Here is a 12,942-nt window from a genome sequence, read left to right on the forward strand (position 1 = left end):
CTCCGGTCCTCATGCTCAGCTGCTCGCGCCCGCCATGCCGTTCGATCCCGCGAGGCGCAGCGGCACCGGTTCGGGCGGCGTCGGCTCCTCGCCGGCCCGGGCGACCCGCGTCCACCAGGACGCGCCGTCCTCGATGTGGCGCAGCAGGATTCCCTCCCGGATCGCCCAGGGGCACACGGTGACCGTCCGCAGCCCGGTGAGCTTCATCGCGGTGTGCGCGACGACCGCCCCGGCCAGGCTCTGCGCGGCCCGGGGCGCGGAGATGCCGGGCAGCCGGGAGCGCTCGGCCGCGGGCAGCGCGGCCAGCCGTTCCACCGCACCGCGCAGGTCGCGGCTGTGCAGCGGCCGTTCCACGAAGGGGCCGTTGCGGCCGGGCGCCGCCCCGCACAACCGGCCCAGCTGCTGAAACGTCCGTGAGGTCGCGACTGCCGTACGCGGTCCCTCCCAGCGGATCCGGGCCGCGACGTCCCGCAGCTGATGCCGCACCCGGCGGCGCAGCGCCCGTACCTGCTCGGGCGAGGGCGGGTCGTCGTCGCCGAAGAACTCATGGGTCAGCCGTCCCGCGCCGAGCGGCAGGGAGGCCGCGAAGTCCGGCAGCCGGCCCCGGCCGAAGGCCACTTCCAGCGAGCCGCCGCCGATGTCCAGCAGGGCGAGCGGTCCCGCCCGCCAGCCCATCCACCGCCGTGCCCCGAGGAACGTCAGCTCGGCCTCCAGCTCGCCGGGCAGGGTGCACAGATCCACTCCGGTGCGGGACCGGACCGCGCCCAGTACCTCGCGCCGGTTCGGGGCGGCCCGCACCACGGCCGTGGCGAAGGCCACGGGGTCGGTCGCCCGCCACCGGGCGGCGGTTCTGCTCGCCTCGGCGACCGCGTCGACCAGCCGTTCGACCGCCTCGTCCGGTATCGCGTCCCCCGGTCTGACGTGCTGGGACAGCCGTAGTCGCCATTTTGCGGTGTGCACCGGGAGCGGTACGCCGTCATTGGCGTCGGCCACCACCAGACGGACCGTATTGGAGCCCACATCCACCACGCTGATTCGCATGGCGGCGTGAGTACCCGTTTTCCCCGCGAACGAACGGGGAAACGCCGTCTCCCGGCGGACGGGGGTCGCACTTCGGCCAGTGCCGCGCACCCGTCAGGCGAGCTGGCGCCGGACCAGCTCGTGCAGCCGTCCGCCGGTGTCCGCCAGGAGCTGCGCGGGCGGCCCCTGCTGGGCCACCTTGCCGTCCTCCATCACGATCACCCGGTCCGCGTCCAGCACCGTCGACAGCCGGTGCGCGATCACGATCCGCGTCGCTGCCAGCGCCTTCGTGCTCTCGATCACCGTGCGCTGGGTCTCGTTGTCCAGCGCGCTGGTCGCCTCGTCGAAGAACAGGATCCGCGGGCGGCGGATCAGCGCCTGCGCGATCATCAGGCGCTGGCGCTGGCCGCCGGAGATCGCGCCGCTGCCCGAGACGATCGTGTGCAGTCCCATCGGCATCCGCTTGATGTCCTCGGCGAGCCCTGCCAGCTCGGCCGCCGCCATCGCCTCCTCCGGGGTGTACGGCTCGGTGCCGCAGATGACGTCCAGGATGGAGCCGGTGAACGGCTGCGCGTGCTGGAGCACCACCCCGCACTGGCGGCGTACGGCGGACTGGTCCAGCGCGGCCAGGTCCTGGCCGTCGTAGAGGACGCTGCCGGAGAGCGGCTTGTCGAAGCCGATCAGCAGGCGCAGCAGCGTCGACTTGCCGCAGCCGCTCGGGCCGACGATCGCCACGAACTCGCCCTGCCGGACCGAGAAGGAGACGTCGTCCAGGACCAGCGGGCCGTCGTCGGAGTAGCGGAAGGACAGGCGGCGGGCCTCGATCGCGCCGGTCAGCGGGCCGGGGCGGGTGCTCGCCGTGCGGACCTCCGGGGTCGCGTCCAGCACCGGCTTGATCTCCTCGAACAGCGGCAGCGCGGCCACCGCCGAGACGAACGCGCCGGTGAGCTGGGTGACCGAGGTCAGCAGCATCGTCACCGAGGTGTTGAAGGTGAGGAACGCCGCCGCCGACATCGAGCCGCGCGCCGGGCCCGCCAGCAGCATGAACATCAGCAGGGTGCACAGCGGGAGATAGACCGCGCCCAGCACCGCGGTGAGGTTCTTGATCCGGCCCACCTTCTGCTGGAGCTCGCGGCTGCGGGCGAACTGCGCGGCCCAGGCCGCGTACGCGTAGTTCTCGGCGGCCGCCACGCGCAGCTTGGGCAGTCCGCGCAGGGTCTGGAAGGCCTGATTGTTCAGCTTGTTGCCGAGCACCACGAGCCGCCGCTGCCAGCGCACCTGCCACAGCCCGAGCCCCAGGAACACCACGGCGATGACCACCAGCATGCCGATCGCCGCGAGCGCCATCGGGACGCTGAACCACAGCAGCAGCCCCAGGTTCATCGCGCCGACGGTGACCGACTGGGCGACCGTGGGACCGACCCCCGCCAGCAGCCGCCGGATCGCGCTCACGCCCATCGCCGCGCTCGCCAGCTCGCCGGTGGACCGTTCGGTGAAGAACTTCGTCGGCAGCCGCAGCAGCCGGTCCCAGACGGCCGGCTGGAGAATCGCCTCGATCCGGCCCTCCAGGCGCAGGATCGTCAGATTCTGCAGCAGCATGAAGGCGGCGGCCACCACACTGCTGACCAGCACCGCCAGACACACCTGCACGATCAGATCCGTCTGCGCCTTCGGCACGAACTGGCCGAGCACCTTGCCGGTCGCGACCGGCACCAGCGCCCCGATCGCGACCGTCACCAGGCCGCTCAGCAGCAGGTTCGTCAGATCCCCGGCGGTGCCGCGCAGGCAGAACCTGACCAGCCGCAGCGGGCTGAGCGCACGATCGGGCAGGGGCCGGTAGAACATCACCGCACGCGGCTCGAACTCCTCCGCGTTGGCCTTCTCGATGGGTGTCTCGCGGCCCGTCGCCGGGTGCACGGCGACATACCCGCCGCGCCGCCACAGCAGTGCCACCGGCGCCCCGGACAGGGCCCGGCGGCCCACCAGCGGGCCGGCGTCCTCCCGCCACCAGCGGCCGTCGAGACGGATCGCCCGGGTGCGGACACGGGAGGCGAGGGCCACCCGCTCGACCGGGTCGAGCCGGTCACTCTCGGTGCCGCTGTGCGCGGGGTCGGCCAGCGTGATCCCGGCCGCCTCGGCGACCAGCTTGCAGGCCGCGTGAGTGGCGTCCGCGTCGGCGGCCGTGGCCCGCGTGCCGCCGCGCTTGCCGATCGAGGCCAGCAGCGTCCGGTCGGCCTGGGCGCGCACCGCCTCACCGGCTCTGATGCCCTCCGCGGTGCGCGTCTCGTGGGTGCGCTCCAGCTGCTCGATCCAGCGGTCCAGGGTGGTCAGCAGGCGGTACTGCTGGTCGACCATGGACTGCCAGACCGCCGGGTCGATGAGCAGGTCGGCGGCGGCTTCCTGGCCGTACAGGGAGCCGTACTGGACGCTGCCGGGCGGGACCTGCATCCAGAGGACGTCGTCGTCGCTGATCTCGGCGGCGCGTTCGGTGGCCATCGGGGCCTGGAAGAGGATGGACAGGCTGCGGCCGACGCCGAGGGCGAGGGCGTACTCCAGCGGGCTCGTTGTCGGCGGGACGTACTGCGGGTTGCCGTACTCGTCGTAGGACCAGGTCTGGGTGGGGGCGGGCTGGTACAGCTCGCGCAGGCCGATGCGGTGCACGACACAGTCGCGCAACGGGCGTGCCACCAGGGTGTGTTGCGGGCCCACGACCGGGCCCAGCAGCACAGAGCCCGCCTCCAGGCGGCCCAGGTGGTGCCAGTGGCCCTGTTGCCCGGCGTCCACCGCGAACAGGTCCACGGCCCCGGACGCCACCAGCCACAGCACCTGCGGGCCTTCGAGGTCGAGCCGGCTGAACCCGGCGCAGTCGATACGGCTGCCCATCGAACCGAGGGCGCTCAGGACGAGGTCGCCCTCGTGCACGGAGGTCATCTCACCGCTCCCTGACCAGGGTCGCGTAGGCGCCGCCGCGTGCGACGAGGTCCGCGTGCCGGCCGCGCTCCACGATCGTGCCGTGCTCCAGTACGACGATCTCGTCGCTGTCGCGCACGGTGCTCAGCCGGTGCGCGATGACCACACAGGCGCAGCCGCGCTTGCGCAGGTTGTCCATCACGGTCAGCTCGGTCTCCGCGTCCAGCGCGCTGGTCACCTCGTCGAGGACGAGGATGCTGGGCCGGCGCACCAACGCCCGAGCGATCTCCAGGCGTTGGCGCTGGCCGCCGGAGAAGTTGCGGCCGTCCTGCTCGACCCTGCTGTGGATGCCGCCGGGGCGGCGCATGACCACGTCGTACAGGGCCGCGTCCCGCAGGGCCTCGGTCACCGCGTCGTCCGGGACGGAGGGGTCCCACAGCGCCACGTTGTCGCGGACGGTGCCCTCGAAGAGGAACACCTCCTGGTCCACGAAGGAGACCGAGGACGCGAGCGCGCCGCGCGGGATGTCCTCCAGCCGCTGTCCGTCGATACGGATCACACCCTCCCAGGGCGTGTACAGGCCCGAGATCAGCCGGGACACGGTGGACTTGCCGCTGCCCGAGCCGCCGACCAGGGCCACCTGCTGACCGGGACCGACGGTGAGGTCGAACCCCGTCAACAGCGGCTTGTCCAGCGGGTTGTAGCCGAAGGTGATGTTCTGCAGCTCCACGTGCCCGTGCAGCCTGCGGGTGGAGTCGGCGCCGCCGGGGCGGTCGTAGAGCGGGTCCGCCCGGAAGTTCTCCACGTCCTTGAGGCGGGCCACGTCGGCCGCGAAGTCCTGGATGCGGCCCGCGACGCCGTTGAGACGGGTCAGCGGGGCGGTGAACCGGGTGACCAGGGCCTGGAAGGCGACGAGCAGGCCGACGGAGATATGGCCCTCGACCGCGCGCATGCCGCCGATCCACAGGATCAGCGCGCTGTTCAGGGTGGCCAGCGTGGGCGCGACCACACCGAGCCAGGCGCTCGGCACCCCGAGGCGCTGCTGCTCCTCCAGGGTGGTGGCGTGCTGTCCGGCCCACTTGCGGAAGTAGCCGTCCTCGCCGCCGGTCGCCTTCATCGTCTCGATCAGCTGAAGGCCGGTGTAGGCGGTGTTGGTGAGCCGGGCGCTGTCGGCGCGCAGCTTCGCCGTACGCGTCGCGCGCAGCCGGATCACCACCCGCATCGCCACGATGTTCAGCAGCGCGACCCCGATGCCGACGACGGTGAGCTGGGGGTCGTAGGTGTACAGCAGCAGCGCGTACAGGACGACGACCACCGCGTCCACGCCCGCCGCCGCCAGGTCGCGGGCCAGGGTCTCGGCCACCGCGTCGTTGGACTGCAGGCGCTGCACCAGGTCGGCCGGGCTGCGCTGGGAGAAGAAGGTCACCGGCAGGCGCAGCAGATGACGCAGGAAGCGGGCGCTGGAGAGGGTGGAGGAGATGATCCGGCCGTGCAGCAGATTGGCCTGTTGCAGCCAGGTCAGCACCACCGTGAGCAGGACGGACGCCCCCATCGACGCGAACAGCACGTCGAGCAGGGAGGTCTGGCCCCCGATCAGGAACATGTCGATGTAGGTACGGCTGAGCGCGGGCACCGCCGCGCCGACCACCACCAGCAGCAGGCTTGCCAGCACCGCCGCGGGCAGCGTGCCCGCGGTGCCGCGCAGCCGGGCCGGCATGGCGCCGAGGACACCCGGCTTGCGGCCGCCCCTGCGGAAGCCGTCGCCGGGCTCCATCACCAGCACGACTCCGGTGAAGCTGCCGTCGAAGTCCTCCATGGGCACGAAACGGCGGCCCTTGCCGGGGTCGTTGATGTACACCCCGCGGCGGCCGAAGCGGCGGCCCATGCCGTCGTAGACGACGTAGTGGTTGAACTCCCAGAACAGTACGGCCGGGGTCCGCACCTCGGCGAGGGCGGCCGTGTCCATCTGCATGCCCTTGGCGGTGAGGCCGTAACTGCGGGCGGCCTTGAGGAGGTTGCTGGCCCGTGAGCCGTCGCGGGAGACACCGCAGGCGATGCGCAGTTCCTCCAGCGGGACGTGCTTGCCGTAGTGGCCGAGGACCATGGCGAGCGAGGCGGCGCCGCACTCCACGGCCTCCATCTGGAGCACCGTGGGCGTACGGACCGTCTTCGCCCCGCCCTTGGGCACGGGTCTCTTCGGCGGGGCGGCGCGGCGGCGGCCCCGGGTGTCCTGGGCGGCGCTCACGGCAGCAGCCAGTCGACGGGACGCTCGTCGGCGAGCCGGACGGAGGCGTCGGCCAGGGTCATCGAGGTGAGGGAGAAGGGCGGTCCGTCCGCGGACGACCAGCGGTAACCGCTCTTCGTCCGACGGGACTTGTCCAGCTTCACGAGTACCGCCACCGGCCTGCCGTCCTTCGTGAACTGTTCGCCGAGCTGGCTGTCCCCGAGGAAGGAGGTGATGGACTGCGCGGACTGGGCGCCGCGGTCCACCGACGCCACCCGGCCGCGCAGCACGCCGTACTCCTCGGTGGGCACCGACTGGACGGTGAGGTCGACGGCTGCGCCGTCGGGGACGGCGGCCGCGTTCTCGGCGGGCACGTACACCGTCGCGTACAGCGGATCCTTGGCGTGGGCGACCTTCTCCACCGCGGCGACGTTGGCGCCGGTCCGGATGATCTGCCCGATGGTGGCGGCGAGCGCGGTGACCCGGCCCGCGGCGACCGTGCGCACGATCGTGTCGCCGTCGGCCGTACGGACCTTCAGGACAGGGGAGTCGGCGGGCAGCCGCTCGCCCTGCTCGGCGAGGACCGCGGTGACCTGGCCCGCGACCGGGCTCTGCAGGAGGTAGCTGCCCTGCCCGTGGGTGAGGATCGCGGGCGCGCTGACCGTGGAGGCGACCGAGCCGGTCACCGCCCACACGGAGGCCGCCGCCATGACGACGATCGTCACGGACAGCGTGAGCCAGCCCTGCGGACGGGCGAAACGCACCGGAAGATCGAGCTCCTCCGGCGACTGGAGCCTGGCGAGGGCCTGTTGGCGGAACTGCAAGGAACTTCCCTCACCTGTGCGGGAGAGCTGTTACGGCATACGGGAGAGCTGTTACGGCATTTACGGGAGCGCTGTGGCACCCGAAGAGCCCGGAGCCGGGGGGAGGCTCCGGGACTCGACGTCACAAAAAGGCGCGATCAGAGACCGGCGACCAGGTTCGTGACCGGGGCGGTGTTCAGGCCGGTGGCACCCTCGACCGTGCCGACGACCGTGTTGACCAGGCCGGAAACCGGGGCGATGCCGTCCACCAGGCCGGTGACGGTGCCGAGGGCGTTCACGGAAAGGCCGCCGGAGACGTTGTCCAGCTCGGCGTCGGAGATCTCGACGGTCTCAACCTGGGGGGTGGAGTTCATGATGGAACTTCCCTTCGTATGGGTATGTCACAAGGGGGGGCGGCCCCCTCTGGGGACAGATGACGGCCGCGACCGCAGGGCGCCCGGCGCCCGTTTCCGGGTGCCGTAGCGGCCCCCGCGGTGCGATGGATCAAAGCACGCGGCCGGTGCGCGCTTCCAATCAACGCACGCCCTCACCTGGGCACTTGAGCCTCAGGGGCGGTAATCCGTGACGGTGCGGGCACGGCTTGTCGGCGACTTCTTCACATCGGTCACGGCATCGGCTCGTGTGCGCTCTTGCGGGGCGGGAGGCGAAAGCGACACTCCCGCCCCAATGGTGTGACCGGCGGTAGCGGGTTGTGGGGGAGTGCGGTCCCCGGTGACGTGGTTGGGCATTCGATGTGCAGATTCGCTGAAGCAAGGATTCCGCTCCTTGGCCGCAGCGGAGCGTCACTGTCCGGATGCGGTGCGTGTCAGCCCAGGATCGCGTAGATCGTGCTCGCGTGGGCCGCGATCTCGCCCGTGCTGCCGTCGGTCATCGTGATGTCGGCGAACGCCATCCGGCGGCCCAGCTTGGTGACCACCGCCTCGATCAGGACATCCGAGCCGGACACCGCCCGCTGGAACGACGTCGACTGCTGCACCGTCGTCATCGGCCCGTAGGCCCCGCGCGCCGCCGACACGGCGATCACCGTCGCGGTGTCGGCCGCCGCCATCAGGGCCTGCCCCGACATCGCCCCGCCCTCCCGGGCCAGCCGGTCCGACCAGGGCAGCCGCAGGACCGCGCGCCGGTCGTCCAGCCCCTCCACGGTCAGACCCAGTTCGAGGACCCAGGCAGCGAAATTGTCGGCGAGGATCTTGTCGGCTTCGGCGGTGGTCATCGTCATGGGGGGAGTGTTCCCGGACCCGGCCGCCGGGACGCGGACCGTGGCCGAAACGGCGTTTCGAGCGGTGCGCGCGGCAACGGAATTGAACGCCCCGAGTGACCCGTGCGTACCACTGGCCATCCAGGCGCCCCGAACAGCCGTCGCACGCAAGGCGGCACGGACCCCGTCCCCCCAGGAGGTCGAGAAGGTTGAGTCACAAGCGAATGCCGAAGCGGAAGGCCGCGATAGCGGCGGGCGGTGTGGCGGCGCTCGGAGCGGCGGCCATCCTGCTGCCCCACGCCAACGCGTCCCAGGACGGCGCCTCGGACGACTCCGCGGCGCCCCGGACCCTGAAGGCGGCGGACGCCTCGGACCTCGCCTCACAGCTCGCCGGACTGCTCGGCGACGCCTTCGCCGGTTCGTACTATGACGCCGGCAGCCGGCAGTTGGTCGTGAACGTCGTCCCCGGTGACAACAACAACGTCATCGTCCAGGCGAAGAAGGCGGGCGCGAAGGTCCGCGAGGTCGACAACAGCCTGGCCGAACTGGACGCCGGGGCGCAGACCCTGAAGTCCGAGGCGACCATCCCGGGCACCGCCTGGGCCGTCGACCCCCGCACCAACAAGATCCTGGTCACCGCCGACAGCACCGTCACCGGCGCCAAGTGGGACCGGCTGGAGTCGACCGTGCAGAGCCTCGGTTCCGGCATGGCGACCATCAAGAAGTCCCAGGGCACCTTCAAGACCTTCCTCTCCGGCGGCGACGCCATCTTCGCGGGCGGTGCCCGCTGCTCGGCCGGCTTCAACGTCACCGCGGGCGACGGCGCCCCGGCCTTCCTGACGGCGGGTCACTGCGGGGTCGCCGCCGCCGAGTGGTCCGACGCCCAGGGGGGAGCGCCGATCGCCACCGTCGACGCGGCCACCGCCACCTTCCCCGGCACGGGCGACTTCGCCCTGGTCACGTACGACGACCCGGCCACCGAGGCGCCGAGCGAGGTCAACGTCGGCGGCGGTCAGACCGTCCCGATCAGCCAGGCCGCGGAGGCGGAGGTCGGCCTCCAGGTCTTCCGGATGGGCAGCACCACCGGGCTGAGCGACGGTCAGGTCCTCGGCCTCGACGCCACCGTCAACTACCCCGAGGGCACCGTCACCGGGCTCATCCAGACGAACGTCTGCGCCGAGCCCGGCGACAGCGGCGGTTCGCTCTTCACCCAGGACGGACTCGCGATCGGCCTGACCTCGGGCGGCAGCGGCGACTGCACGGTGGGCGGCGAGACCTTCTTCCAGCCGGTCACGACCGCGCTCGAAGCGGTCGGCGCCACCCTCGGCGCGGGTGACGCGGCAGGCGGCGACGCCGGGGCGGGCGAGGAGGCCGGTGCCGGTGAGGAGGCGGGAGCCGGTGAAGACGCCGGTGTCGGCGAGGAAGCGGGTGTCGGCGAGGACGCCGGTGTCGGTGCCGGTGGAGCCGATGACTCCGGGCTGACCGAGACCCACTGACCCCCGTCACCGTACGACCCCGGGTGGCCGGCCCTTCGGCGGGAGGGCCGGCCATCCGGATATGACGTAATCCTTACGCCCACCCCGAGGGACTGACGTGGACGGATCCAGCGGTGTGAACTCTTGATCGACACGATCGTCGATCTTGCGATGGAGCACTCATGAGATGGATGCGTTACGTGGTCGCCGTGGCCGCGGGCCTGGCCACCGCCCTCCTCGGTCTTCCGGGCGCCGCGTGGGCCGCCACCCCCGACGTCCCCGAGGCACTGCGGATATCCAACGGCCCCTACGCGGGCTTCCAGCAGTGCGGCGCCCCGACCCCGCCGACCTTCAGCACCACCAACGGTTCCGCTCCCCTGTTCGCGGCCTCGGTCAAGGGCCTGGACCCCCAGCCCCACCTGGCCGGGACGCTGGAACTCGCGCGCCCGGGCGAACCGCCGCTGCGCACCTACCCCCTGACCACGGGCCCGGTCGGGCACGAGTGGGGCATACAGATCCCGACCAGCACCTTCACCCCGGGTGACTACCAGTGGCGGATCCGCGCCGAGAACGGCGACGGCCCCTCCGCCTGGTCCGCCTGGTGCGCGTTCACCGTGACCGGCCCCGCCACGCCCACGGCGTACACCTACAGCCCCGACGGCGGCGCGCACTGCCTCGATGTCAGCGGCGCGAGCAAGGAGAACGCCGCCAGGGTGCAACTGTGGGACTGCAACGGTTCGCTGGGGCAGACCTGGCGGATCACCCCCGAGGGCACCCTGGTGAACCCGAACTCGGGCAAGTGCCTGGACGTGGCCAACGGGGGCACCGCCAACGGCACCAAGGTCCAGATCTACACGTGCAACGGCACCACCGCCCAGCAGTGGCGCTACGACGCCCCCGGCCCGGCCGCCTTCACCAACCCCCGGTCCGGCAAGTGCCTGGATGTTCCCCACAGAGACTTCCGCAACGGCGTCCAGCTCCAGATCCACGACTGCAACGGCACCGGCGCCCAGCTCTGGAAGCAGCTCACCCCGGCCTGACCACGCGCGCACCCGGGTCCGCACGTCGTCCGCTTCATCCCCGGGCCCGGGCGCGCAGCAACAGCACCGCCACGTCGTCGATCCGGCCCCGGGGTGTCGCGCAGGACTCCACCAGATGGTCGGCCAGCTCCTCCAGCGGAAGATCACCCGCCTCCGCCAGCACCCGCCCGAGATCGGCGAGCGCGTCCTCGATGTCGGTGCCCGGCGACTCGATCAGCCCGTCGGTGTACAGGACGAGCACGGATCCGGGCGCGAGATCGACCTCCGTCGTCTGGTACGTGGCCGAGCCGTCGATGCCCAGCAGCGGACCCCCGGCCAGGTCCAGCACCCGTACCCGCCCGTCCGGCCGTCTCAGCAGCGGCGGCGGATGACCCGCCCGGGCCATCACGGCCCGCCCGTGCTCCGGGTCCAGCCGCAGATACAGACAGCTCGCGAAGAGATCGGCGCCCAGATCGATCAGCAGCCGATTGGTGCTGCGCATGACCTCCCCGGGCGACTGCCCGACGGTCGTGTACGCCCGTACGGCCGTGCGGATCTGTCCCATCAGACCGGCCGCCGTCACGTTGTGTCCCTGCACGTCCCCGATCACCGCCGCGGCCTGCCCCTGCGCGGGCATCAGATCGTAGAAGTCGCCGCCGATGTCCATGCCCTGAGTGGCCGGCAGATAGCGGGCGGCCGCGTCGATGCCGGGCAGCGGCGGCAGCGAGTGCGGCAGCAGCGCCGCCTGGAGGCCATGGGCGACGTGGTGCTTGGCGTCGTAGAGCACCGCCCGCTCCAGGGCCTGCGCGATCAGCCCGCCCAGACTCGTCAGCACGGCCCGCTCGTCGGCGGGGAAGGGATGCGGCTCGGCGTAGGCGAGCACCAGCGTGCCCACCGGACGGCCGGAGGCGATCAGCGGCAGATAGGCCCAGGCGGCGAACCCGTCGGGCGTGGCCTGGCGGGCCGGGTACAGCCGCTGCAACTCCTCCTCGTCCTCGTAGAACGCGGGCACCCCGGTGGTCAGGGCCTGGGTGCCGGGGGTCCGTTCCTGCAGCGGCAGCCCGTCGAACCGCTCGACCACGCGCGGGTCGGGATAGCCCTGGTGGCCCAGCACATGAAGGCGGCCCGCCCGGGAACCGAGCATCACCAGGGCCTGGCTGCCCACCGCGGGGGCGATCTGGTCCGCGACCAGCTGGACGACATCCTGCACACTCACCGCCTCGGTGAGCGCGCCGGCCAGGCTCAGCACCTGGGAGATGGTGACCAGCCGGGTCGGGGTGCCGCCGCCCGTCGGGCGGTGCGCGCGGTTCATCTCGGTCACCGCCCGCGCCCGGGTGACCCGGACGGTGAGCCCGCTGGTGCTCGGGTACAGCCGGAACGACAGCCAGTCGCCCGGCGGACGCAGCGCCACGAACGAGGTGGACTGCTGACTGAACAGCGCGGCCCGGTAGCGGTCCTCGTAGACCGGGTCGTTGAGCCACGGCACCGACGCCCACAGCTGGGTGCCCAGCAATTGGCTCACCGGTACGCCGATCAGCTCGGCCGCCGCCGCGTTGGCGAACGAGATCCGGCCGTGCAGATCGAGCGAGCAGAGCCCGTAGGGCAGCCGTGCCACCATCCGCGCCGACTCGACCGTGCCGAGGGTGCCGGCGGCGCCGGTCAGGGCGGGGGCGGCGAGCAGATCGGGCTCCGGCAGCAGCGGGACGCTCTCCTGCAGGGCCCGGGACAGCCGGGCGGCGAGCCGGTCGCAGGCGGCGCTCAGCGTGGTGCGCTCCCGGTCCGACAGCTCGGGCGGGTGCGATCCCGGCCAGGTCACGAAGACCGCGCCGTACGCCGTGGACTCGGTGGCCACCGGCAGCGCCGCGAGCGAGAAGGGGTAGGGCAGCACCACGGAGATCCGCGGATACAGGCGGGCCATCTCCTCCTCGCCGCCCACCCAGACCAGCCGCCGTTCGCGCAGTGCGTCGGCGACCGGGATCGGCGCGCTCAGCCCCACCCGCTCCCAGGGCGCCGCGAACGCCCGGGGGAGTCCCGCCATCACCGCCATCTCCAGGACCGGCTCCTGGGGCGCCAGCAGATAGACCGCGCCGGAGTGCGCGTGGACCTCGTCCATCATCGAGGCCAGCGCGAGCGAGAGCAGCGGCCGGCCGACCCGCGTCCTGGCGGTCGCCGGTGCCTGGTGGGACGGTTGCCCGTCGGACACGTCGACCACCTCCTCGCACGGCTGGCGACGGGTCCCAGAGGTCAAATCTGCCCCTTTGCGGCTCATCGC

General features: G+C 72.2%; 9 protein-coding genes. 2 read left to right on the forward strand and 7 right to left on the reverse strand.

The annotated features are described in order from the left end of the window. Positions 1-15 precede the first annotated feature (15 nt). From ACFYW5_RS13505 to ACFYW5_RS13530, 6 genes are all read right to left on the reverse strand, one after another. The gene (locus ACFYW5_RS13505) at positions 16-1,041 is read right to left on the reverse strand and encodes a Ppx/GppA family phosphatase (RefSeq protein WP_389417112.1); all 1,026 of its coding nucleotides are present in this window, start codon (positions 1,039-1,041) and stop codon (positions 16-18) included. 93 nt (positions 1,042-1,134) lie between these two features. Then, complete coding sequence (locus tag ACFYW5_RS13510) at positions 1,135-3,951, reverse strand: NHLP bacteriocin export ABC transporter permease/ATPase subunit (protein ID WP_389417113.1); 2,817 nt, start codon at positions 3,949-3,951, stop codon at positions 1,135-1,137. Between the two features lies 1 nt (position 3,952). Further along, a complete protein-coding gene (locus ACFYW5_RS13515) occupies positions 3,953-6,175 on the reverse strand; it encodes an NHLP family bacteriocin export ABC transporter peptidase/permease/ATPase subunit (protein WP_389417114.1) in 2,223 nt (740 codons plus the stop codon). Then, on the reverse strand, positions 6,172-6,978 hold the full coding sequence (locus tag ACFYW5_RS13520) for an HlyD family efflux transporter periplasmic adaptor subunit (RefSeq protein ID WP_389417115.1): 807 nt from the start codon (positions 6,976-6,978) through the stop codon (positions 6,172-6,174). Before ACFYW5_RS13520 ends, ACFYW5_RS13515 begins: the two co-directional genes overlap by 4 nt. A 137-nt stretch (positions 6,979-7,115) precedes the next feature. Continuing rightward, a complete protein-coding gene (locus ACFYW5_RS13525; RefSeq protein WP_250071740.1) occupies positions 7,116-7,331 on the reverse strand; it encodes a type A2 lantipeptide in 216 nt (71 codons plus the stop codon). A 452-nt stretch (positions 7,332-7,783) separates the two neighbouring features. After that, entirely contained in the window at positions 7,784-8,197 is a 414-nt protein-coding gene (locus ACFYW5_RS13530) for a PaaI family thioesterase (RefSeq protein ID WP_389417116.1), read from the reverse strand. A 188-nt stretch (positions 8,198-8,385) separates the two neighbouring features. On the opposite strand from ACFYW5_RS13530, the gene ACFYW5_RS13535 reads away from it, so the two are divergent. Further along, positions 8,386-9,672: a S1 family peptidase gene (locus ACFYW5_RS13535; RefSeq protein ID WP_389417117.1), complete on the forward strand. Its 1,287-nt coding sequence runs from the start codon at positions 8,386-8,388 to the stop codon at positions 9,670-9,672. Positions 9,673-9,833: 161 nt separating this feature from the next. Continuing rightward, positions 9,834-10,691 carry an RICIN domain-containing protein gene (locus ACFYW5_RS13540; RefSeq protein ID WP_389417118.1) on the forward strand — a complete coding sequence of 286 codons (858 nt, stop codon included), beginning with the start codon at positions 9,834-9,836 and terminating at the stop codon, positions 10,689-10,691. A 34-nt stretch (positions 10,692-10,725) separates the two neighbouring features. Here ACFYW5_RS13540 and ACFYW5_RS13545 read toward each other — a convergent pair whose 3' ends face one another. Further along, positions 10,726-12,882: a SpoIIE family protein phosphatase gene (locus ACFYW5_RS13545; protein WP_389417467.1), complete on the reverse strand. Its 2,157-nt coding sequence runs from the start codon at positions 12,880-12,882 to the stop codon at positions 10,726-10,728. Positions 12,883-12,942 lie beyond the last annotated feature (60 nt).

Origin of the sequence: Streptomyces sp. NPDC002779 (assembly GCF_042888685.1) — a bacterium.
GTDB lineage: Bacteria > Actinomycetota > Actinomycetes > Streptomycetales > Streptomycetaceae > Streptomyces.